The organism is Balneola sp., assembly GCA_002694685.1.
Classification (GTDB): domain Bacteria; phylum Bacteroidota; class Rhodothermia; order Balneolales; family Balneolaceae; genus Gracilimonas.
The window spans coordinates 27887-47931 of record NZMW01000002.1 but is presented as its reverse complement, the minus strand read 5'-3'; the positions used below and the strand labels follow the sequence as shown (position 1 = coordinate 47931).

Sequence of the window (20045 nt, the reverse complement as noted above, 5' to 3'; positions counted from 1 at the left end):
CTGTTTTTAATGTAAGGGTTACACCAGGGTAACTTAGTCACAATATCGTATCCTCTTGATGTATGAACTACACATCGATACCTTTAGTTACTAAAAGTAAGTTAGAAACTATTTTAAACTAATGGAAAAGAAAATATTATGAGTACAATATTAGTCACCGGTTCAACCGGCTCTTTAGGAACGGCAACAATTGAATTTCTTCTGGAAAAGGGAAGTGAACATACCATCATTGGGTTGGCAAGAGACGAAGACAAAGCGGCTTCACTAAAACAAAAAGGCGCAGAAATAAGAATGGGTAATTACGACGATCCCGAAAGCCTCGAAAAAGCTTTTCAGGGTGTGGATAAACTGTTCTTTATTTCGGCTAGTGAAATAGGAAGTCGCGTAGAGCAACACAAAAATGTTGTTGAAGCTGCTAAAAAAGCGGATGTGGATCATGTGGTTTACACCAGTTTCCAACGGAAGACAAACGATGAGAGCTCTCCAATTTGGATGGTTGCTGAATCCCACCTTCACACCGAGAAATGGCTGGAAGAAAGCGAACTCGACTACACCTTCCTGAAAAATAACCTCTACATGGATTTTGTGCCGATGTTTATCGGGGAAAATGTGGTTGAGCAGGGTACTGTATATATTCCTGCAGGTGAGGGTAAAATGGCTTGCGTATTAAGAGATGAAATGGCCGAAGCATCCGCAAATGTCTTGTTAGGTGAAGGACATAAAAACACATCGTACACCTTCTCTAATTCCGAAAATTACGGCTTTGATGAAGTCGCTTCTATTCTGTCCGAAATTAGCGGAAAAGACATTGGCTATGTTTCTCCTGAAGTTGATGAGTACACCAAAACCATGAAAGATGCCGGAGTACCTGAAGAAGCTATCGGAATGACCGTAGGATTTGCCCAAGCCATTGAGCAAGGTGAAATCAATGAAACCAGCTCCGACCTTGAAGAACTTCTGGGCAGGAAACCGGTTTCTTTAGAAGATTTTCTGAAGCAGGCTTATAGCTAAAGCTAACTTTTAAACCTGATCGATCGCCAGCTTGTAGGTGGGATCTTCCATCACATTTACATCAATGATGGCGTCTGCATCTGCAAGCAACTGGCGACAATCTTTACTAAGGTGCTTTAAGTGTACCGTTTTTCCCACCTTATTGTAACGCTCCGTTATTTTATTCAGCGCTTCAATCGCTGACATATCAACGACCCGGCTTTCCTCAAAATCGATGATAACCTCATCGGGGTCGTTAAGTACATCAAACTTGGAGTTGAATACGGTTACCGATCCAAAGAATAGCGGGCCGTAGATTTCGTAGTGTTTGATTCCGTCTTCATCAATGTGCTTGCGGGCACGAATTCTTTTCGCGTTATCCCATGCAAATACCAGCGCGGCTATAATCACCCCAACAATAACAGCCAGTGCCAAATTATGAAGAACAGCCGTTACCAGTGTTACTGTTACCATCACGAAAATATCAGAAGCCGGCATGCGGTTAAACGTTCTTAAACTTGCCCACTCAAAAGTACCGACTGCAACCATGATCATCAGCCCGGTTAAAGCGGCCATTGGCATCAATTCAATAATGGGGGCACCAAACATGATAAATACCAATAGCATCACCGAAGCTACGATACCGGAAATGCGTGTCCGGGCACCGGAAGAAACGTTAATCAAACTCTGGCCAATCATAGCGCAACCACCCATTCCGGAAAAGAGTCCTGAAAGAATGTTCGCTGATCCCTGAGCAATAGCTTCCTGATTTCCATTTCCACGGGTTTCTGTAATCTCGTCAATGATATTTAGCGTCAACAAGCTTTCAATCAACCCAACACCGGCAATGATCGCCGAATAAGGCAGAATCACCATAAAGGCTTCCATTGAGAACGGTATTTGCGGAATGTGAAATGGAGGGAATCCACCGGAAATGGAAGCTATATCTCCAACAGTACGGGTTTCAATGCCAAATGCCACTACCACACCGAATACTGTCAAAATTGCCACCAGTGAAGCCGGAACTGCTTTTGTTAATTTTGGAAGTCCCCATATAATCAGCATGGTTAAGGCAACCAGCCCTAATAAAACATACATTGCCTGACCGGTCATCCATTCCCCGCCGGGTGTTTTAAACTGTGCCAGCTGAGACATAAAAATGATTACGGCGAGTCCATTTACAAAACCGAAAATCACAGGATGTGGAACCAAGCGCATCAGCTTTCCTAACTTCAAAGCGCCGGCTGCTACCTGAATGATACCTGCAAGTATTACTGCACCAAATATATACTCAACGCCATGTGATTGAGCCAAGGCTACCAATACCACCGCAATAGCACCTGTAGCTCCGGAAATCATCCCCGGTCGGCCACCAATAATAGAGGTAACCAAGCCCATCATAAATGCGGCATAAAGTCCGGTTAGCGGAGAAAGTCCGGCAATCATCGCAAAGGCAACGGCTTCCGGAATAAGAGCCATGGATACTGTAATACCGGCTAAAATTTCAGTTTTGTAGTCAATCTTGTCGTTGAGACCAAAAAGGTCCAAATACTTTTTCATCTATTTATTGGATACTAAGTGTGTTATAAAATCAATTTCTCTAAAAAGAATGCCTGCTTATAAGGTGAGTTTTCTTGACGGGCTAGCGCAGTGCGAATCCTCTATTTGAAGCACATAAAGTTACGGACTTTTGTTATAGATGAGTACCTGATGATCTATCTTTTCATGTTATGAAATCATAAACATGGTTGCATTTTTCAGCATTGAACTTGTAAGCGGTTTTCTGAAGAAATAGTCGGGCATTTGGCTTCTTAACTCTCTCTTTCTTTTCCCATTTCTGCAATATTGACTTTCAATCCATCGCTTTTTTAAAATTTTTTTCCTCCATTTTCCCTTACGATTGTGCGAGAACTGAATTAACTTCTATCAATGTTACAGACCTATAGTTTCTTGGCACACTATTTGATATTCAGCCATTGAAAATTCATCATTTCTTAATCTAACATTTCTAACATGCCTACTTACGAATACAAAAGAGAAGACGGAAGTACTTTTGAAGTCAAACAAAAAATGAGCGAAGAGCCATTGAAAACTTGCCCTGATACCGGACAAGCTGTGAAACGTGTGATTTCAGGAGGCGGTGGTGTCGTTTATAAAGGTGATGGCTGGTATGTGACGGACTATAAAGATGGCGGACGAAAATCTGCTTCTACACCTCCGGCTGAAACTGAAGGTTCTGCTAAAACTGAGCCAAAAGCGGAAGCCTCAAAACCTGAAAAATCAGGTAAAGAAACTTCTAAAGAATAAAAATTTCTTTACAAGCCATTTAGTGCCTTGAGTTTAGGTCTGTGAAAATTCTTATCTCTGATTCTTCTGTTTGTATGACGTATTTTTTTCATGCAAACCACCATTTTAGGAGTCACTGATGAGATTCACTCAAGTTGCTTTCCCGCTATTAATTTTATTCACGCTCATATCCTGTAAGCCGAATACGGGGGCAAAAGATGATGGAGGCGTTGATGACTCAGATCTCAATGGCTATAACGACAAGACGTTCTTCAAAACAGACGGTCAGGAAATACTAAACCGTCAGGGTGAACCGGTAGTAATCAAAGGTTTTGGATTGGGTGGCTGGCTTTTGCCCGAGGGATACATGTTTAACATTTCTGCTCCCGATGGTGGATCGCCAACATCTATTCGCCGACAAATTGAAGACCTTATTGGCCCCGCTGATACCGAAGAGTGGTTCCAGCTTTTTCGTGATAATTATGTTCAGGAAGCTGACATCATTGCCATGAAAGAATGGGGCGCAGATCACATCCGTTTTCCTTTTCATTACAATCTTTTTTACGATATCGACACCGATGAATTTATTGATGAGGGATTTGACCGGCTAGACCAACTGCTTGTTTGGTGTAAGCGCCATCGTGTTGACGTAATTTTAGATATGCATGCGGCCCCGGGCGCTCAAAATGATGGCCCTATTTCTGACAGTGATGGAACCGCACGGCTCTGGACCGAAAGTGAGACTTACTGGCCCATCACCGTAAAAGTGTGGGAAGAAATTGCCCGACAATACAAGGATGAAACCATCATTATCGGTTATGATTTAATTAACGAGCCAGTAACTCCTGATGGTTACGGCGGACGTGACTTGGCCCGCCTGTATGGACAACTAACTACGGCCATCCGCAAAATAGACGAAAATCATATCCTGTTTATCGAAGGTAATTATTATGCAACAACCTTCGATTTCCTCACCCCTCCCTTTGACGACAACATGGTTTACGCCTTCCATAAATACTGGAATGAAACAGATCAGGGAACTATCCAATATCTACTTAATATCCGTTCACAGCATAATGTGCCATTGTGGTTAGGTGAGTCTGGGGAGAATTCAAACCCGTGGTTTTACGAAACTATCAAGCTGATGGAGCGGAATAATGTGGGCTGGAACTGGTGGACTCATAAAAAATTAGAGACGATCACTTCTCCCCTATCAGCACCAACTAATGAAAATTACGAGAAAGTATTGGAGTACTGGAGAGGTGGAAACCGCCCTTCAGTTTCAGAGGCCAAAGACGGTCTTTTTAAAATGGCTGAAGACCTTCAGATAGAAAATACAACAAGAAGGCCCGATGTAATCGCCGCCCTCTTTTCTCCTTCTTTTGGAACTATAAATGAACCATACAAAGAGCTGACGATTCCCGGAAATATAAAAGCCGTTGATTATGATATCGGCACAAACAACGTTTCTTATTGGGATGTTGAATATAAGCGAGTAAGCAGTGACGATGCTCAAAATAACGGCAATAATGGCTGGGAATATCGCAACGATGGAGTTGATATACAGTCCAGCGAAGACCCAGCCAATGAGTATAATGTGGGCTGGATAGAAACCGGAGAATGGATGGAGTATACCGTTGAGGTTACAGAAGGCACGTATGACATGACCGCACGAATTGCCTCTGCAATAAATTCTTCAGAGCTGCTGCTCCAGCTTGACGGAGTTTCCCTTACAGGCACAGTTGATGTGCCTAACACAGGAGGGTATCAAACCTGGCAACGACTGAGACTGGGAACAGCCGATTTCCCATCCGGCACATACACTTTAAGATTGACTGCAGTAACCGGCGGGTTTAACATTACCGAACTTAATTTTGAATAAACTTCGGTAAATCTGAATTTTCTAGTTCCATCATAATTACTTCAAAGTCATTATATTTGGGTAACTAAATTCAGGTATTTAAAATGGCAGCCAAAAGGCCGGAAGCTTACGAACAAGCGTTAGAACAATTTGTAATGTTATGGGGTGATATGGCCTCAGCATGGGGAATTAATAAAACCATGTCTCAGATCCACGCATTACTATATGCAGAGTCGCAACCACTGGATACCGACTCCATCATGGACACGCTGGATATCAGCCGCGGCAATGCAAATATGAACCTTCGCCGGTTAGTTGACTGGGAACTCATTCACAAAAAATCTTTTCCCGGCGACCGCAAGGATTATTACTCGGCTGAAACTGATGTCTGGAAAATAGTATCCACCATAATAAGGGAAAGGCAGCAACAGGAAATTGCTCCAATTCGCGAAAACCTTGAAAAGTGCATTCAGACTTTGGAATCTGGTGGACTTAATGATGAAGAGAGCAAAGAGTTCAAAGTCCGCATCGAAAACTACGTTGAGTTTTTGGAGATGTTTGAGCGCTTCACCGGGGCCCTTCTTCCGTACATCAGCAAGAAAAACCTGAAGTTTTTAAAACAGCTTATAAAGCTGGTAGAAGTCAAAGAATCACTTGTAAGCAAAAAAAGTACAGATGACTAAGAAGTCAAAGCGAGAAATTGGAAATGAAGGCGAAGACCTCGCTTGTGCTTACCTTGAGTCTAAGGGATGGCGAATTCTTGAACGAAATTACTTTTTTGAACATGCCGAAGTTGACATCGTTGCTTATGATGATACAGCTATCGTTTTTGTAGAAGTCAAGCTCCGCTCAAATACCAAGTTTGGTCAACCTTTTGAGCACGTAACGGAAGACAAAGTAAAGAACATATTCAAAGCCTCCGAAGCCTGGATGTATGAGCGAAAGATGGAGGGCTCTCCCATGCGTTTTGATATCGTTGGCATACTTCAAGAAAAAAATGAAGCACCGGAGTTCAATCACATTGAGGATGCATTCAGGTAAGTTTTATTAACACCTCAACCCTGAACCTTTTTGAATGCAAAGCCATTAGTTACTATCATCCAATACATTAATTTTTTAGCTAATTCATTTCATGCCTTACACCAATCAGGATATTGCGGCAAAACTTCGTGAAGTATCACAACTCATGCAGCTTGCTGGAGAGAACCGTTTCAAAGTCATAGCCTTCGATAAAGCTGCACAAACAATTGAAGGGCTTCAGGATAACATTCAAAACTATATTTCAGATAAAAACCTGACCGATATCAAAGGTATAGGAAAATCTATAGCTGAAGATATTTACGCTCTCGATGAAACCGGTGAAATGCCTGTTTTAGAAGCCTTCAAAGAAAAAGTGCCAGAAGGATTAGTGAAGTGGTTAAGTATTTCCGGGTTGGGACCCAAAAACGCCTATAAAATTCATAAAGAATTAGGCATTAGCACCATTGAAGAATTAAAAGAGAAAATCGAAGATGGGTCCGTTGCTTCGTTATCGGGATTGGGACAGAAGTCAGCTGATAAGATCATGAAATCCATCGAGTGGATGGAGAAGTTTGATGAGCGATGCCGGCTGGATCAGGCTCAGGAAATTGCTACAACTATTTTTAATAGCCTTAAGGGTGAAGAAGGTGTAGAACAGATTGAAGTTGCTGGCTCATATCGCCGTGGACTCGAAACCATTGGTGATATCGACATCCTTATTGCTGCAGAAGAAAAACACATAAACTCACTTTTTGAGGTTTTCACGAATCACGATCGAGTGACGGAAGTACTAGGTAAGGGTGACACTAAAAGTTCTGTTCGCACCAAAGAAGGTCGACAGGTAGATTTGCGCATCGTCGCTCCTAAAGAATTCTCAGCGGCTTTAATGTATTTCACCGGAAGCAAAGAGCACAACGTGGTAATGCGCCAACGCGCCAGAGACCGGGGAATGAGCCTGAATGAATACGGCCTTTTCAAGCTTAACGAAGATGGTGATACTGACTTTGATAGGCCCGTTGAAACTTCCAGCGAATCTGACATCTATCAAAAATTAGACCTCCACTTTGTTCCACCTGAACTTCGTGAAGATCGTGGTGAATTTGATATTTATGAGGAACAGGAAGATTTCGACTTAGTCACGGATGATGATATTCGCGGAGTCATTCACGCCCACAGCACCTACAGTGATGGTAAGTATTCTATAAAAGAAATGGCTGAAGCCTGCATGGAGCGGGGTTATGAATACTTAGGCCTCACCGATCATTCTAAAACAGCGGCTTATGCGGGTGGACTTTCCGTTGACGAAATCAAGCAGCAATGGGAAGAAGTTGATGAGCTGAATGCAGAGTTCGAAGAAGCCGGCAAGAATTTTGTGATTTTTAAAGGTATCGAGTCAGACATTCTAGCCGATGGCTCGCTGGATTATGACGACGAAATATTGGAAGGTTTTGACTTTGTGATTGCCAGCGTGCACCAATCTCTTGAGATGCCCCGTGATAAAATGATGGAGCGAATGCGGAATGCTATCAAAAATCCCTATACCAGAATTTTGGGCCACCCAACCGGACGCTTATTACTGAGAAGAAATGGCAGCGATTTAGACTTGAATGAGCTCGTCGCTTTAGCTGCTGAACATAACACCGCAATCGAAATTAACGCTAACCCAAGGCGACTTGATCTGGACTGGAGGTTTGGAAACAAAGCCCTAGAAACCGGCCTTATGACTTCTATCAATCCGGATGCTCATACTACCGACGGAATTGATGATATTCCCTTTGGCGTACGCATTGCCCGAAAAGGAAAGTATGGAAAAGACCGAGTATTGAATACCAAAAGTGCGGATGAAGTAAAAGCATATTTTGAGTCACGTTAGACTTCATCATTCACACAGTTAAGATTATAAACGCCCTTAGAACCCACATACATGATTATAGAAAAATCCCAATTTTCTGAACATCAAATTGCGAAGCTTGTAAAGGGGTCGGTAGTTCCAAGACCTATTGCCTGGATTTCTTCTGTTGGCAAGAGCGGAATATTTAATTTAGCTCCTTATAGTTACTTCCAGGTTATTTCGCATAATCCGATTATGTTCATCATATCTATCGGGAAAGGTGCCAATGTTGGTAAAAAAGGAGATAAAGACACACTGGCAAATATTAAGGAGACCGGAGACTTTGTCATAAATTTAGTGTCTTCCCGGCTGGCTGATCAAATGCATAAGAGCAGCCATATTTTTCCAAAAGATGTTAGTGAATTTGAGGAAACCGGCCTCACTCCTGCAAAAAGTAAATTGATTACTGCACCGCGTGTAGAAGAAGCGGCAATCAGTATGGAATGCAAACTAGATCACGTTATGGAACTTGGCGATTTTAATCAGGTAATCGGGGAGTTGGTTTGTTATCACATTAATGATGATGTGTATTTGGAAAATGATAAAGTAAACTATGACACCTTTGACCCTATAGGCCGGATGGCAGCAAATTATACCCACGTCCGGGATTTATTTTTTCCAAACGATATTTGATCTAATCCGGGTATTCTATCCGGTCAATTTCATTTCCAAGGCTGTCGTATTCAATCCACGTTCCAACCTGCTCTCCCTTTTCGTACATCCCTATAACTTGTAACTGTCCATTTGGATGCCACCGTCTTAGAATGCCACTTCGGTCATATCCGCTTCTTCTTGGCATTTCAAATCTCGGAGTTCCATCAGAATAGTAATTTATATAGGCGGTATCACGGCGAACGGTATAATATTCCAGTTCACCTTCTGCATCAAAGTAACTGGTAAGTGTGTCTGAAATAATTTGCTCAATCGATTGTGAAACCGGATTTAGATAGTACATCTCTTCTGAGTTCCAGTTAACAACCAGTTTTCCATTGTCTTTCCAGATAGAACCCGACTCATTTTTATAATTAGCATCCATTCCTAATGTTCGGTTACGATGCCAGTACCTAAGGCGCTGCATCACCCCATCTTGAAATTCACCCTGCAAATTATAGCTCCGGCTATGAAACGTTCTGATATACCCTGAGTATGGCGCCCCTTCTCTTGTGTTATAGAGTGTAAGCGTGCTGTCTTCGACAAAATATCCTCTTTCACCATTAACTTGGGTTGAGTAGATATATTCTGAAGGAGCCACTTTATTTCCAGCCTTGTCCCTGAATTCAAGATGGTCGTAACCATCCAAAAAGTAATGCTCTTTTTTCTTTTTCTCTTCCGGTGCACATGCCACAGTAAGCAAAATAAGTACTATAAAGAGTAAGGTATGTTGAATCCTTTCAGGCACCATTAAAAAGCGTTTCATTTCTCATAGGTAATACTGTTGCCTAATAAATATCCATAAGGCTTCATTTCCGGAATCTGATCAAATACGACCTTTAAAATTCCGATGAGTGGTACAAATAAAATCATCCCGGAAATACCCCATAGCTCTCCTCCCACTATCAATGCGACCATAGCTACAAAAGGGTTTATGGAAACTTTAGATCCTACAATTCTTGGGGTGATAAAATTTCCTTCCAAAAACTGTACCGTCGCAAATACCGCTACCACAAAGACGGGTGTTAGTAAAGAGTCGGTTAACAACAGGGCAAAAAGTAACGGTGGCAGGGCCCCAATAATAATTCCAATATATGGGATGATGGCTAACAAGGAAGCAAAAACACCGAAGAATAAGGCGTGTTCGAGGCCAATAATTAAAAGCCCGGTGGTGTTTAAAACTGCTAATATCCCGATTACAGATAACATTCCTACCAAATAATTTTGAGTTACATCCTGAATGTTATCTAAGAGTTTATCAACACCGGAGCCCTCTTCTTTTCTTGAAGTAAATAGCTTTTGGAAGAACGTCCTGTACATTTCCTGATAATACAACATGAAAAAGACGAAGATGGGCATCAGCGTCATAACCGTAAAAATATTGGTGGTAGCGCTTAAAAAAGAACTCACATAATTTCCGCTTTGGTCAATGAGGTTATTGATACCCTGTTGCAGGTATTCACTTTGCTCCTCTTGTGAGATTCCTGCTGTTTCCTCCAAATATTGAATAGCACTGTTTGATACTGTCTTAAGTTTTTCTGTCACCTCAGGGATTCGTTCAGCAAATTGTACAAACTGTGCTGATATCAGTGATATAACTCCGGTAAAAACAATAAATACAACCAAAAGGGTCAGAATTATGCTAAAGGCACGACCTACTTTCCACCGTTCAAAAAGCCGAACCAATGGATTTAAAAGCATCGCAAAAAAGGCAGAAAAAGCCAGGGGCATCAAAATGAACTTCGCGTAGCTGACGATCACAAAAAGCAGGCTTAACCCGATAAGGGTAATGGTCGACTTAAGCCAAAAGGGATATTTGCCGGAAGATTTAACTCTATGGTGTGCCATAAATATTTATATTGTGTTCGTTTTACTTCTTACAGCTTTACAGGCAATGATAAATAAAGCATTTCTAAGATGTATTATATAATGTCGCACTTCAAAACATGCTTATTTTCTAAATAAGAAAGTGAAGGAGTACTGTTTATTTACTATTATAAAGTTGCTTAAGGGTTACTATTAATCGGGTACAGAAATGAAAAAAAGCAAAAAACTATCAAAAGGTACGCTCATCGGTTTAGTGTTTGTTGGGGTGATGAGCTCTCTTTTTGCCCTTCAATATTCCGGTTTTTTTAACCCTATTGAGTACTCTCTTTTGGACCAAAAGTTTAGAACTTTTGATCGGGACGTTCCCAAAGAGCGTGTTTCGCTTGCTATGATTGACCAAAAAAGTCTGGATGACTTTGTGGAAAATCACGGTATTTACTGGCCTTGGCCTCGTGAAGTGTATGGAACCGTACATAATTACCTAATGGCAAAAGGTGTACGGCTTGTTGTTTATGATGTGCTTTTTGATCAACCAGATTTTGACCGAAGGGGCATGTCAGGATGGATGAGTGATCTTTTCCTTGAACAGATGTTTGGCACCTACCAAAACTCAGTACTTTCTATTCAAACTTTAGAATCTGATTCAGCCTATGAATCTGGCAAATTAGACCGTTTTACCTATCCCATAAATATTGAAGATCAACACCAGCTTTATAGTGTTTCTAACGTTCCCATTCCTCGATTTCTAAAGACGGCTCATAAGCTTGGGTCTGTTCAGATTCCCACACAAAATGAATCTATTATTCGATCGGTTCCGCTTTTCTTCAATTTAACCGAAGAAAAAGCAATCCCGTCACTTGGTGTTGCTGCTTACTTAGGATACACCAATCCTCAAAACCTGACTCTAGAAGAGAAAGGCAATGCCCTTCACGTTGACTCCCTGGAAATCCCTTTACAAGATGATGGAAATTATCTGATTAATTGGTACAAGCAAGGTGGGGTGAATGATGGCTCCTTCCGCACCTATCCAATTTATGGGTTGTTTAAAGCCGGTTTGCAGTTTCGGCAAACAGGAACCACCAATGCAGATTCATTAATTGAATTACAGGATAAAATTGTTTTCATAGGGGCAAGTGCAGCCGGTTTATCCGACATCAAATCAACCCCGATGAGTCCCATAGAGCCCTTCCCCGGTGTAGAAATACATGCTGCGGTTGCCAATAATTTATTAGAAAACGACTTCATCACATCGGTTCCTAACCTTGTTAAGAATATCCTGATTCTAATTATTTGTGCCCTGCTGCTTGCTGCTATTTTCTGGACTCCTTCCCGAGTCAATATTTCTGTTTCTGCGGTAGTAATGGGATCAATTGTAGTTATAGGGTTACTGCTATTCAGTGTATATCGGGTCTGGTTCCCTACTGCCGAAATTTTCCTTTCCTCATTGTTAGTCATCATTGTTGGTTATACCACAAAATATGTCAGTGAAGATGCCCAAAAACGTGCTATCCGAAGCGCGTTTGACTTATACCTTCAAAAAGAGCTGGTCGAACAAATTATTGAATCGCCCGAGTTGCTAAAGTTAGGAGGCGAAAAGAAAGAACTAACTGTACTGTTTAGTGACTTGGCTGGTTTTACTTCTATTTCGGAAGATATGCCTCCTGAAGAACTCGTTACTTTTCTGAATGAGTACCTGAGTGAAATGACTGATATTGTTTTCAGAAATAAAGGCACCCTGGATAAGTATATCGGTGATGCTATTATGGCTTTTTGGGGAGCTCCCGTGCCAACCGAAGAACATGCCTACCTTGCCTGTAAATGTGTGCTCGAAATGGAGGATAAGCTCCAGGAGCTACAAGCTAAATGGAGTGGAGATGACTTACCCGCACCGCATGTTCGTTATGGGTTAAATTCAGGGCCGATGGTTGTTGGTAACATGGGCTCTAAAGATCGCTTTAGCTATACCGTATTAGGCGATAATGTGAATTTAGGTGCACGACTTGAACCCGCCAACAAAGATTTTGGTACCCGGATTTTGATCTCTGAAAGTACACAGCTACAAGTTAAAGACCGTATGCTGACCCGTGAAGTTGCTTTGATGAAGGCAAAAGGTAAAACAAAACCCATCCGTATTTTTGAGCTGGTTTGTGAGAATGATGATACTGAGCATGCAAAATGGGCCCCTTTTGTTGAACTTTTCCATAAAGGTTTAAATCAGTATTATAATCGGGAATGGGAAGAGGCAGAAGTTAATTTCCAAAAAGCACTGGAAATGAAAGACGGGGACATGCTTTGCCGTATTTATTTAAAGAACATCGAGGTATTTAAAAAGAATCCGCCCGGGGAAAACTGGGAAGGAAGCTATCAACAAACAAATAAATGATGAAAACAATACTTTCTATTTTTGGGGTGCTGCTATTAAGCACAGTTATCTTTAGCCAGTCAGGAATTGCACAAACAAGGTACACGAATCAAACAGCTGACCTTAGAGAAGGTCCGGCAGCCTATCATGAATTCCTTCTAAGACTTTACATCAATAATAAAGTTGAACTGGATTCAACCGAGGGGTATTGGAATCGTGTTTGGTTTAAAGACACAAGAGGCTGGTTGCCAAGCTATACGCTTTCCGAAGCTCAAATCAGCTCTGATGAACTTGAGTCGGACTCCATGCAACAACGTATGGGGCTGATGTTTTCACAGCTTAACAACGATGACCCAGTAACTGAAGAAGACCTGACAGCTTCTCCTGCCCAGGTTTCGGCTGCTGTAAAAGGATTTTCTGAAAAATGGGCTCGTACACGTGGCCTGGAATATTCCGTCAATTTTGAGCGATACCTAATTGAACCGGCTTCACCTACTGAATTTCAGAACTTTATTGGAGTTCGTGACCGCCCCATGAATGACTATCAGCAAAGAAGAATGCTGTATCCACGTGCTATCTATATTCCATACCCCAACCCTTCTATCGATCAGGTTGGATATGCTGTGGCAAGTGCAGTTGCTCAAAAAGGCTTGGTCAGCAACTATCCACTTCAGCGATACCTTGATCTTATTTCAGGATTGGTAGTAGAAAATAGCCACCGCCCTGAGTTGGATTTCAGTATTCTCATTCTTGATGTGGAAGATATTCAAGGGTATTCCCTTCCCGGAAACTATATCTTTATCTCAAAGGGAGCTCTCAAGCAGATGCAGACAGAGGCAGAGCTGGTTCATTTTATAGCCCATGAAGTTGCTCACCTGGTTTTTGGACATGGAATAGTTGAGTATCTGGAGCAAGAGCCACGCATCAAACAGGAAAGCATGCTGGAAGAAATGCGTCGTAAATTGGCAGCCAATAATGCCGAAGACCAAGCTACTGAAGAGGAAAGAACGAGTGAGCAACGACTCACTGATATGGGGGATGGCTTTTATGATGCTATAAATAGTGAGCGTTTGGAAGAATATGAATTTGAGGCTGACTACTGGGGCATCATCTATACATACCTTTCCGGATATAATCCGAATGAAGCCGTTAAATATCTTGAAAGACTTCAGCGCTTCGAAAATCCTTCAGAATCAATTACAGAATGGAATGGCCTAAAGCTTGAAAAGCGAATTACAGCTGTTAATAAGCAAATCAGCGAATTGAATTTAGGAAACGGCAATACGAGCAGTGATTTATTTCAGCGACTCATTAATTCACTTGAATAAGCTGAACAGCTTCTTTTAAAATTCTATATTTTAGAGCAGGTAAAAAACATTACTCATTGAGTTTTGTTTCTTACCTGCTCTTTTTTATTGCTACTGATTTTTCACCTTTCAATTCAATAAACCAGCCATGCATATCGATCATATCGGCATTGCCGTAAAAGACATTAAAGCAGCAACGGAGACCTACTCCAAAATCCTTAATGCCTCTCCCACTAAAAGTGAGACAGTTGAAAGTGAAAAAGTTGAAACCGTGTTCTTTCAAACCGGGGAATCTAAAGTGGAACTTTTAGGTGCTACGACTGATGACTCTGTTATAGCAAAATATGTCAAGAAAAATGGAGAAGGATTACATCATGTAGCTTTTGAGGTGGAGGATATACATCAAGAACTGGCCCGGCTTAAAAAAGAAGGATTTACCATACTCAATAAACAGCCCAAAAAAGGAGCCGATAAAAAGTTGGTTGCATTTGTCCAGCCAAAAGATAATCACGGTGTATTAGTAGAGTTGTGTCAGAGTAGATAGGGTCAATAATTCCTGAAATCTTGCCCCCCTTTCTTGTGGTTGAAAATCTCGAAAAAACAATCTAAGGGAGGAGAACTTTTTCTCATAGATTTAAAAGGATTAACGCAGAGAGAGGTTCATACGTGACTCTAATAGAGGCCACATGTCCCAGAATAAATAATTATTACGTATTCCAATAAAATTATAAGCTCTAGCTGATGTTCAATATCCTGAGAGCTAGGCTCTCCAGACACATTAAATATAATAGTAGAAATAATGATCTTCGTATCCCAACCTTGGATACTCGAAGTAAGGCTTAAATGGGGTTAAAATTAAATGAGACTTAACTTTAGCCTGGTAAAAATTGTTACCTTTACATAATTAATGGGCCCTATATTATCATGCTGACAAACAAATCAGATTAATACTCAGACATAAATTGGCCTGAATAAAACTTAATCTCGAAACTCTACCATTATAAGAATGTATAAAGCACTTCAATTTTTTTACCAATCTTCGCGGAAGCAAATACTTGCTGCTTCAGTAGCAAGCTTAGTAGTTGCCGGACTGAATCTCTCGAGCTTAAATTTTTTTAAGGAACTAGTAGTTGCAGATCAAGATAATAAACTCTTCTACTTTGGGTTAATTGCTAGTCAAATTATTACAGCCTTACTGATTAGTACTATTGTAGGGAAAAAGATTACATGGCATTTTGAACAAATATTGATTGAGTGTAGAGAAAGCATTTCACGTAATATTCTACGAAGACCTTATGATGCTATAAAAGATCGCTTGAATCGTATCGCTCCTGTACTACAGTTTGAAGTAGCTGAAGTTCGTAAGTTCGGGAAAAACCTTCCAGGTCTTGTTGTAGCTATTACTCAAACACTGGTAGTATTTGCATATATGTTTTATCTGTCTTGGCAACTAGCTACCATGGTTTTGACACTTTTTTTACTTATTACCTGTGTTATGATTGTAGCATTGCCTATGCAAAAACGTTTTGAAAGAGAGAGATCAATTAACCGCACAAAACTTCATACCAAGTTTGAGTTATTCAACTTAGGGTATAAAAATTTATCTATTAACAGGGAGCATGGTGATCACTTCATAAATCATTCTATCCACACTCCGAATTATAGATTAGCTCAAGAGAATACAAAGATTGAACTTGTTAAAATTGTCTTGGAACAACTAATAACAGCAATCGTGCTAATTGGCTTAGGTATTTTTTTTCTTGGGGGACAGGATTGGGTGGAACTAAGCCAGCCAGTTATCACACAATTTGTTGTGGTAATGATTTTCATTTTGCCTTCATTCATTAAAATTATTGTCTTTTTTAATGAACTGAAAAAAGTTGAAAATGCTATAGAGCAAATAAATGAACTCAGTAAAGATCTGGAGGATGCAATTCCTACATTAAAGAATCAACCTATTAACAATGAAAATAATAGTGCACCAATAATTTCTTTAAAAAATGTAGAATATTTTTATGGAGAGAATGAATCTGAATTCAAAATTGGACCTATAAATACAGTAATATACGAAAATGAGATTGTGATTATTAAAGGTGGTAATGGTAGCGGTAAAACAACCCTTTTCAACATTATTGTGGGTTTATTTCAACCAGACAAAGGAAAGGTAAAATATAAAGGACAAACCCTGTCTCTTGATAATATTCAATTTTATCGGAATGAGCTTTGTTGTCATTTCACAGATTCACCTGTTTTTGATGACATATCATACATACCAGAGAACAAGTTCGAAAACTCAGATGCTTACATTGATGAATTAGAGCTTACAGGAAAAACTAATCTGTCTTTTTTCAGAATCAGTGATTTCAATCTTTCTTTTGGCCAAAAAAGCAGGCTTAATTTGATGCGATTATTATTAGAAGACAAATCAATTTATGTATTAGATGAATGGGCTGCCAACCAAGACGTTCATTTTAAGGAGAAATTTTATCTTGAAATAATTCCGAGACTTAAAAAGGAAGGAAAAACGGTAATTCTAATATCACATGACGATAAATATTATTCCATAGCAGACCAGCTTATTACGCTGAGAAACGGGCAAATTGAAAGTGTCAAGATGTCTTAAAAAAATTTAGTTGCTATATGTCATATATATAATAACCTTAGAGCCCTCTTTAAGTAAGAATTAAAAAAAACTATGGTACGTAATAAAGATGCTTCTGTTTGCGCGATTATTGTAACATGCAGTGGACAAAAAATTACATTGAAGAATTTATTAAAAGCCTGTTGAGAAGGTATTACCATTGTTTATAATAGGTCTACGGACAATACGTTAACAATTTTGATGTCTTTTGAAGAGATTTATTTGATAGAAAATTTAGGCTTTGGAAAAGCAAATAATCTGGCTTTAAAAAAGGCCTATTTGGAGGGTTTTGAATATTTTTTGTGAACCAAGATACCCGAATAAAAGAAAACACTGTGGGAGAATTAATTCGAATGTCTCAGAAGTTTAGTGACAGGGTAATTATTTCACCTGTTCACTTTGATGACTCTAAAAAAGTTCTTGATTTACAAATTTCTAAATTCTTTTAACAAAACCGCAAAGACCATAAATTATTCCGGGAGGATTTTAAGGCAGGTAACTTAAAAGAATCCTATGAAGTTGAATTTGTGAATGTAGCACTTTGGATATTGAGTAGACAAGTAGTGGAAACTGTGGGAGTTTTTCATCCATACTTTTTCCGCTATGGCGAAGATGCTAATTACAACGACCGAGCGGTGAGCCTGGGTATTAAACCTAATTCTTGCAGGAAAATTACATGCAGTTCATAACAAAACCTACAGAAAGAACAAGCCGCTGAATGCTCTGCAATTTATTGAGAAAGAAATGTTATTAATAACACTGAACCCTATAACGAAAAATGGCGTAGTCCGTATTCTTCTAAAAAGTATTTCAGGCTCTTTATAACATCTAGGAAGCAAAAAATTCCAGAGTATTTTTCTGGCTGTATAAGTTACTGTAAACAGTTTAACAAGTAGCTTAAAACTGAGACGTTTGCCCTGAGTAATATAGCTTAAATCTGGCAATTCTTACTTTACTTTCATAAACTTAAAAGTATAATAATCTTAATTTTTAAGGTCTCTTATGACCGATGCTCTTCTCTGTTTCTCTTTGTTTTGCAGTTTCACAGATGGAAGGCTAATGAAAAGGGAGAAAATAATGGATACTACCTGACTTATAAAGCTGATAAAAACAGCAAGTTTCTGTTTCCATGGCTTCCGCCGATTTTGTGTGTTTTTTGATAAAAGATTATCTAAAATTTCATCAAAAGAAGCCCACGTGCCGGGTAAGTGCACAACACTTGGTTTGGTTTGAGTTTCTTTTTGAATGAAAGCTCCATCTTCTACAACATAATCTTTAGGCTCATTTTGAAATCTATGTAAGTTCAGAAATTTTAGTATCTGACGTTCAATTCTGAAGCGATAATAAGACTGAACTTTAGAGTATTCAGAAAAAGTTTTGGCAGTCATTCTTCCTCCTGTACAGCCTAAAATGAGTTGATTTCTATCAATTTTTGCGACCAAATAATTCTCAGATTTATAAAAATTATCTACGTAAAACCTATGAAAAAAATGTTGATCGCTTTTAATTTTTGTTAGTTCAGCTTCTCTTTCTATTGGAATCTTGTAATCCTTTATCATTTTATTAAGCATTAATCTTAAATCAGATACTTTACCGATACAAGACCCTGCATTTACATAATCAAATACGGTTTCTCCTCTTGGGTATATTCTCCAATATTCTTTATATAATGTTGAGTCATAAAAAGAGAAATTTGCTTCACCAGAAAAAAGTATATCTGTATTTAGAGAATTAAATTTTTTGAGTATCGTTTGTTCATTCTCTTGTATCAGGACATCAAAAGCATCAACAAAAAGAATTATTTGATCAGTTTTTTTTGTTTGTAAAAAATCATATAGAACTTTGATTTTTAATGAGTTCGCATTCCATGTAGAATGAATAAGCACTTCCAGTTTCAGCCCAAGCTTATTGCAAGACTCTACAAGTACATTGGATGGTTCTAATTTTTGATCAGCGTAAGTAACTACCGTAAGTTTATGTTTTTTCTCCATTCGAGGATGATGCGAGTTCAGTAAAGAGTTCTTCGTATTGTGGAATAATTACAATTACATCAAAATCTGATGCTCTTTGATTTTTATCTGTATGTATATTCAGCCCTCTATCTTCAAGAAACTGTTTAATTGCTTTCCCAAATAACACGGGATCAGAACCCTCAAGAATTGTTCCATACCTGCCGTCTGAAAGAATTTCAGCGGGCCCAAAGTCACAGTTGGTGGTAATTACTTCTGTATCACAGGCCAGTGCTTCAGCTAATACATGGGCAAATCCTTCCCAATCAGATGATAACAAGAAGCATTCAGCATGTCTTAAATAGACATAAGGATTATCTTGAAAACCCATGAACTTCACACTAGCATTCAAAGATAAATCATCAACCAGCTTTTGAAGATTCTTTTGCTGTGGCCCTTGACCAAGAATAACCAGTAAATAACCTTTTTTATAGGCATTACTTTCGTAGAAGGCTCGAATCATTTTATCAAATCTTTTCTGTTTAGCAAGCCTCCCTATGCCAAGTAAAAACGGTTTTTTCAATTCTAAATGATTAACTGAAGAAGCCAAGGATTCTATTTTTTTCAGATCAATTGGATTATAGATTGTAGTAATTTTTTTTCCAGAGATCTTAAATCTGTTAAGGATAGATTTTTTACCGCCATTGCTAATTGCGATTACATGATCTGCACGGTGATAAGTTATTTTTAACAGAAATTGCAAAATATTGCCAAAAACAAAACCTTTTGATCTTGCTTCAGCAAAAATATTATTACCACTTCGTATAATCCATATGCCGTTAATGACACCAATAGCTTTTAAAAAATAGCCATAATAATTCATACTCTCTGTTACCGTCATTACCACATCTGGTTTCTCAGATTTCAGGCTATTTAGATGGAAAGGCATAATCTTAAAAACAAAGAAACAGAGTTGCCAAAAAAAATTATTTCTAAAGAAATCAGATGTACTGTAGATTAAATCAGCCTTATTGAACGATGAAGAATATGAGCCTTCGCTACTTATTAGTAAAACTTTGATGGTAAATTTATTTCTATCATAAGTTTTCAACAGGTTTAATACAGTTCTCTCAGCCCCACCTCCAGCAAGAGATGGAAGTAATATAATCACTTTTGTAGTTGAGGCGTTTTTCAATTTCTAACTAATATTCCCCTAAATAAATATACAAGTTCTAAGAATTAGTAGTTGATATATGTCCT

Annotated in this window: 16 protein-coding genes; 11 read left to right on the top strand and 5 right to left on the bottom strand. The window is 39.2% G+C overall.

Features of this window, described 5'->3' with window-relative positions:
- The first annotated feature begins 138 nt into the window (after nt 1-138).
- Nucleotides 139-1011, top strand: coding sequence for an NAD(P)-dependent oxidoreductase (locus tag CL667_04125; GenBank protein ID MAL16879.1), 873 nt, complete (start codon nt 139-141; stop codon nt 1009-1011).
- Between the two features lie 9 nt (nt 1012-1020).
- Here the strand turns inward: CL667_04125 and CL667_04120 are convergent, their stop codons facing one another.
- The gene (locus CL667_04120; GenBank protein ID MAL16878.1) at nt 1021-2550 is read right to left on the bottom strand and encodes a sodium-independent anion transporter; all 1530 of its coding nucleotides are present in this window, start codon (nt 2548-2550) and stop codon (nt 1021-1023) included.
- 453 nt (nt 2551-3003) lie between these two features.
- Here CL667_04120 and CL667_04115 point away from each other — a divergent pair, with 453 nt between their 5' ends.
- The 6 genes from CL667_04115 (at nt 3004) to CL667_04090 (ending at nt 8681) form a co-directional block, all read left to right on the top strand.
- On the top strand, nt 3004-3297 hold the full coding sequence (locus CL667_04115) for an FmdB family transcriptional regulator (GenBank protein MAL16877.1): 294 nt from the start codon (nt 3004-3006) through the stop codon (nt 3295-3297).
- Between the two features lie 118 nt (nt 3298-3415).
- A complete protein-coding gene (locus CL667_04110; GenBank protein ID MAL16876.1) occupies nt 3416-5158 on the top strand; it encodes a glycoside hydrolase family 5 in 1743 nt (580 codons plus the stop codon).
- Nucleotides 5159-5241: 83 nt separating this feature from the next.
- Nucleotides 5242-5820: a hypothetical protein gene (locus tag CL667_04105; GenBank protein ID MAL16875.1), complete on the top strand. Its 579-nt coding sequence runs from the start codon at nt 5242-5244 to the stop codon at nt 5818-5820.
- Nucleotides 5813-6178 (top strand): YraN family protein, encoded by a 366-nt coding sequence (locus tag CL667_04100; protein MAL16874.1) that lies wholly within the window; start codon nt 5813-5815, stop codon nt 6176-6178. Before CL667_04105 ends, CL667_04100 begins: the two co-directional genes overlap by 8 nt.
- A gap of 91 nt (nt 6179-6269) precedes the next feature.
- Nucleotides 6270-8030, top strand: coding sequence for a DNA polymerase/3'-5' exonuclease PolX (locus CL667_04095; GenBank protein MAL16873.1), 1761 nt, complete (start codon nt 6270-6272; stop codon nt 8028-8030).
- Between the two features lie 51 nt (nt 8031-8081).
- Nucleotides 8082-8681, top strand: a complete 600-nt coding sequence (locus CL667_04090; protein ID MAL16872.1) for a hypothetical protein — start codon at nt 8082-8084, stop codon at nt 8679-8681.
- Between the two features lies 1 nt (nt 8682).
- Here the strand turns inward: CL667_04090 and CL667_04085 are convergent, their stop codons facing one another.
- The gene (locus CL667_04085; protein ID MAL16871.1) at nt 8683-9450 is read right to left on the bottom strand and encodes a hypothetical protein; all 768 of its coding nucleotides are present in this window, start codon (nt 9448-9450) and stop codon (nt 8683-8685) included.
- An 11-nt stretch (nt 9451-9461) separates the two neighbouring features.
- The gene (locus tag CL667_04080) at nt 9462-10547 is read right to left on the bottom strand and encodes an AI-2E family transporter (GenBank protein ID MAL16870.1); all 1086 of its coding nucleotides are present in this window, start codon (nt 10545-10547) and stop codon (nt 9462-9464) included.
- 187 nt (nt 10548-10734) lie between these two features.
- Between CL667_04080 and CL667_04075 the strand changes: the two genes are divergently transcribed.
- The 4 genes from CL667_04075 (at nt 10735) to CL667_04060 (ending at nt 16818) form a co-directional block, all read left to right on the top strand.
- The gene (locus CL667_04075; GenBank protein MAL16869.1) at nt 10735-12909 is read left to right on the top strand and encodes a hypothetical protein; all 2175 of its coding nucleotides are present in this window, start codon (nt 10735-10737) and stop codon (nt 12907-12909) included.
- On the top strand, nt 12906-14216 hold the full coding sequence (locus CL667_04070; protein MAL16868.1) for a hypothetical protein: 1311 nt from the start codon (nt 12906-12908) through the stop codon (nt 14214-14216). Before CL667_04075 ends, CL667_04070 begins: the two co-directional genes overlap by 4 nt.
- A 127-nt stretch (nt 14217-14343) precedes the next feature.
- The gene (mce, locus tag CL667_04065; GenBank protein MAL16867.1) at nt 14344-14739 is read left to right on the top strand and encodes a methylmalonyl-CoA epimerase; all 396 of its coding nucleotides are present in this window, start codon (nt 14344-14346) and stop codon (nt 14737-14739) included.
- A 462-nt stretch (nt 14740-15201) separates the two neighbouring features.
- Complete coding sequence (locus CL667_04060; protein ID MAL16866.1) at nt 15202-16818, top strand: hypothetical protein; 1617 nt, start codon at nt 15202-15204, stop codon at nt 16816-16818.
- Between the two features lie 1001 nt (nt 16819-17819).
- Here the strand turns inward: CL667_04060 and CL667_04055 are convergent.
- Both CL667_04055 and CL667_04050 read right to left on the bottom strand, forming a co-directional pair.
- Entirely contained in the window at nt 17820-18827 is a 1008-nt protein-coding gene (locus CL667_04055) for a hypothetical protein (protein ID MAL16865.1), read from the bottom strand.
- Nucleotides 18811-19980 (bottom strand): hypothetical protein, encoded by a 1170-nt coding sequence (locus CL667_04050; GenBank protein MAL16864.1) that lies wholly within the window; start codon nt 19978-19980, stop codon nt 18811-18813. The genes CL667_04055 and CL667_04050 overlap by 17 nt, the downstream gene beginning before the upstream one ends.
- Nucleotides 19981-20045 lie beyond the last annotated feature (65 nt).

Excerpts from the sequence above, each read along its gene's own strand:
- CL667_04125 (MAL16879.1), top strand. The coding sequence starts at position 139 with ATGAGTACAATATTAGTCACCGGTTCAACCGGCTCTTTAGGAACGGCA.
- CL667_04080 (MAL16870.1), bottom strand. The coding sequence starts at position 10,547 with ATGGCACACCATAGAGTTAAATCTTCCGGCAAATATCCCTTTTGGCTT.
- CL667_04090 (MAL16872.1), top strand. The coding sequence starts at position 8,082 with ATGATTATAGAAAAATCCCAATTTTCTGAACATCAAATTGCGAAGCTT.
- CL667_04070 (MAL16868.1), top strand. The coding sequence starts at position 12,906 with ATGATGAAAACAATACTTTCTATTTTTGGGGTGCTGCTATTAAGCACA.
- CL667_04105 (MAL16875.1), top strand. The coding sequence starts at position 5,242 with ATGGCAGCCAAAAGGCCGGAAGCTTACGAACAAGCGTTAGAACAATTT.
- CL667_04115 (MAL16877.1), top strand. The coding sequence starts at position 3,004 with ATGCCTACTTACGAATACAAAAGAGAAGACGGAAGTACTTTTGAAGTC.
- CL667_04110 (MAL16876.1), top strand. The coding sequence starts at position 3,416 with ATGAGATTCACTCAAGTTGCTTTCCCGCTATTAATTTTATTCACGCTC.
- mce (MAL16867.1), top strand. The coding sequence starts at position 14,344 with ATGCATATCGATCATATCGGCATTGCCGTAAAAGACATTAAAGCAGCA.
- CL667_04055 (MAL16865.1), bottom strand. The coding sequence starts at position 18,827 with ATGGAGAAAAAACATAAACTTACGGTAGTTACTTACGCTGATCAAAAA.
- CL667_04060 (MAL16866.1), top strand. The coding sequence starts at position 15,202 with ATGTATAAAGCACTTCAATTTTTTTACCAATCTTCGCGGAAGCAAATA.
- CL667_04095 (MAL16873.1), top strand. The coding sequence starts at position 6,270 with ATGCCTTACACCAATCAGGATATTGCGGCAAAACTTCGTGAAGTATCA.
- CL667_04120 (MAL16878.1), bottom strand. The coding sequence starts at position 2,550 with ATGAAAAAGTATTTGGACCTTTTTGGTCTCAACGACAAGATTGACTAC.
- CL667_04100 (MAL16874.1), top strand. The coding sequence starts at position 5,813 with ATGACTAAGAAGTCAAAGCGAGAAATTGGAAATGAAGGCGAAGACCTC.
- CL667_04075 (MAL16869.1), top strand. The coding sequence starts at position 10,735 with ATGAAAAAAAGCAAAAAACTATCAAAAGGTACGCTCATCGGTTTAGTG.
- CL667_04085 (MAL16871.1), bottom strand. The coding sequence starts at position 9,450 with ATGGTGCCTGAAAGGATTCAACATACCTTACTCTTTATAGTACTTATT.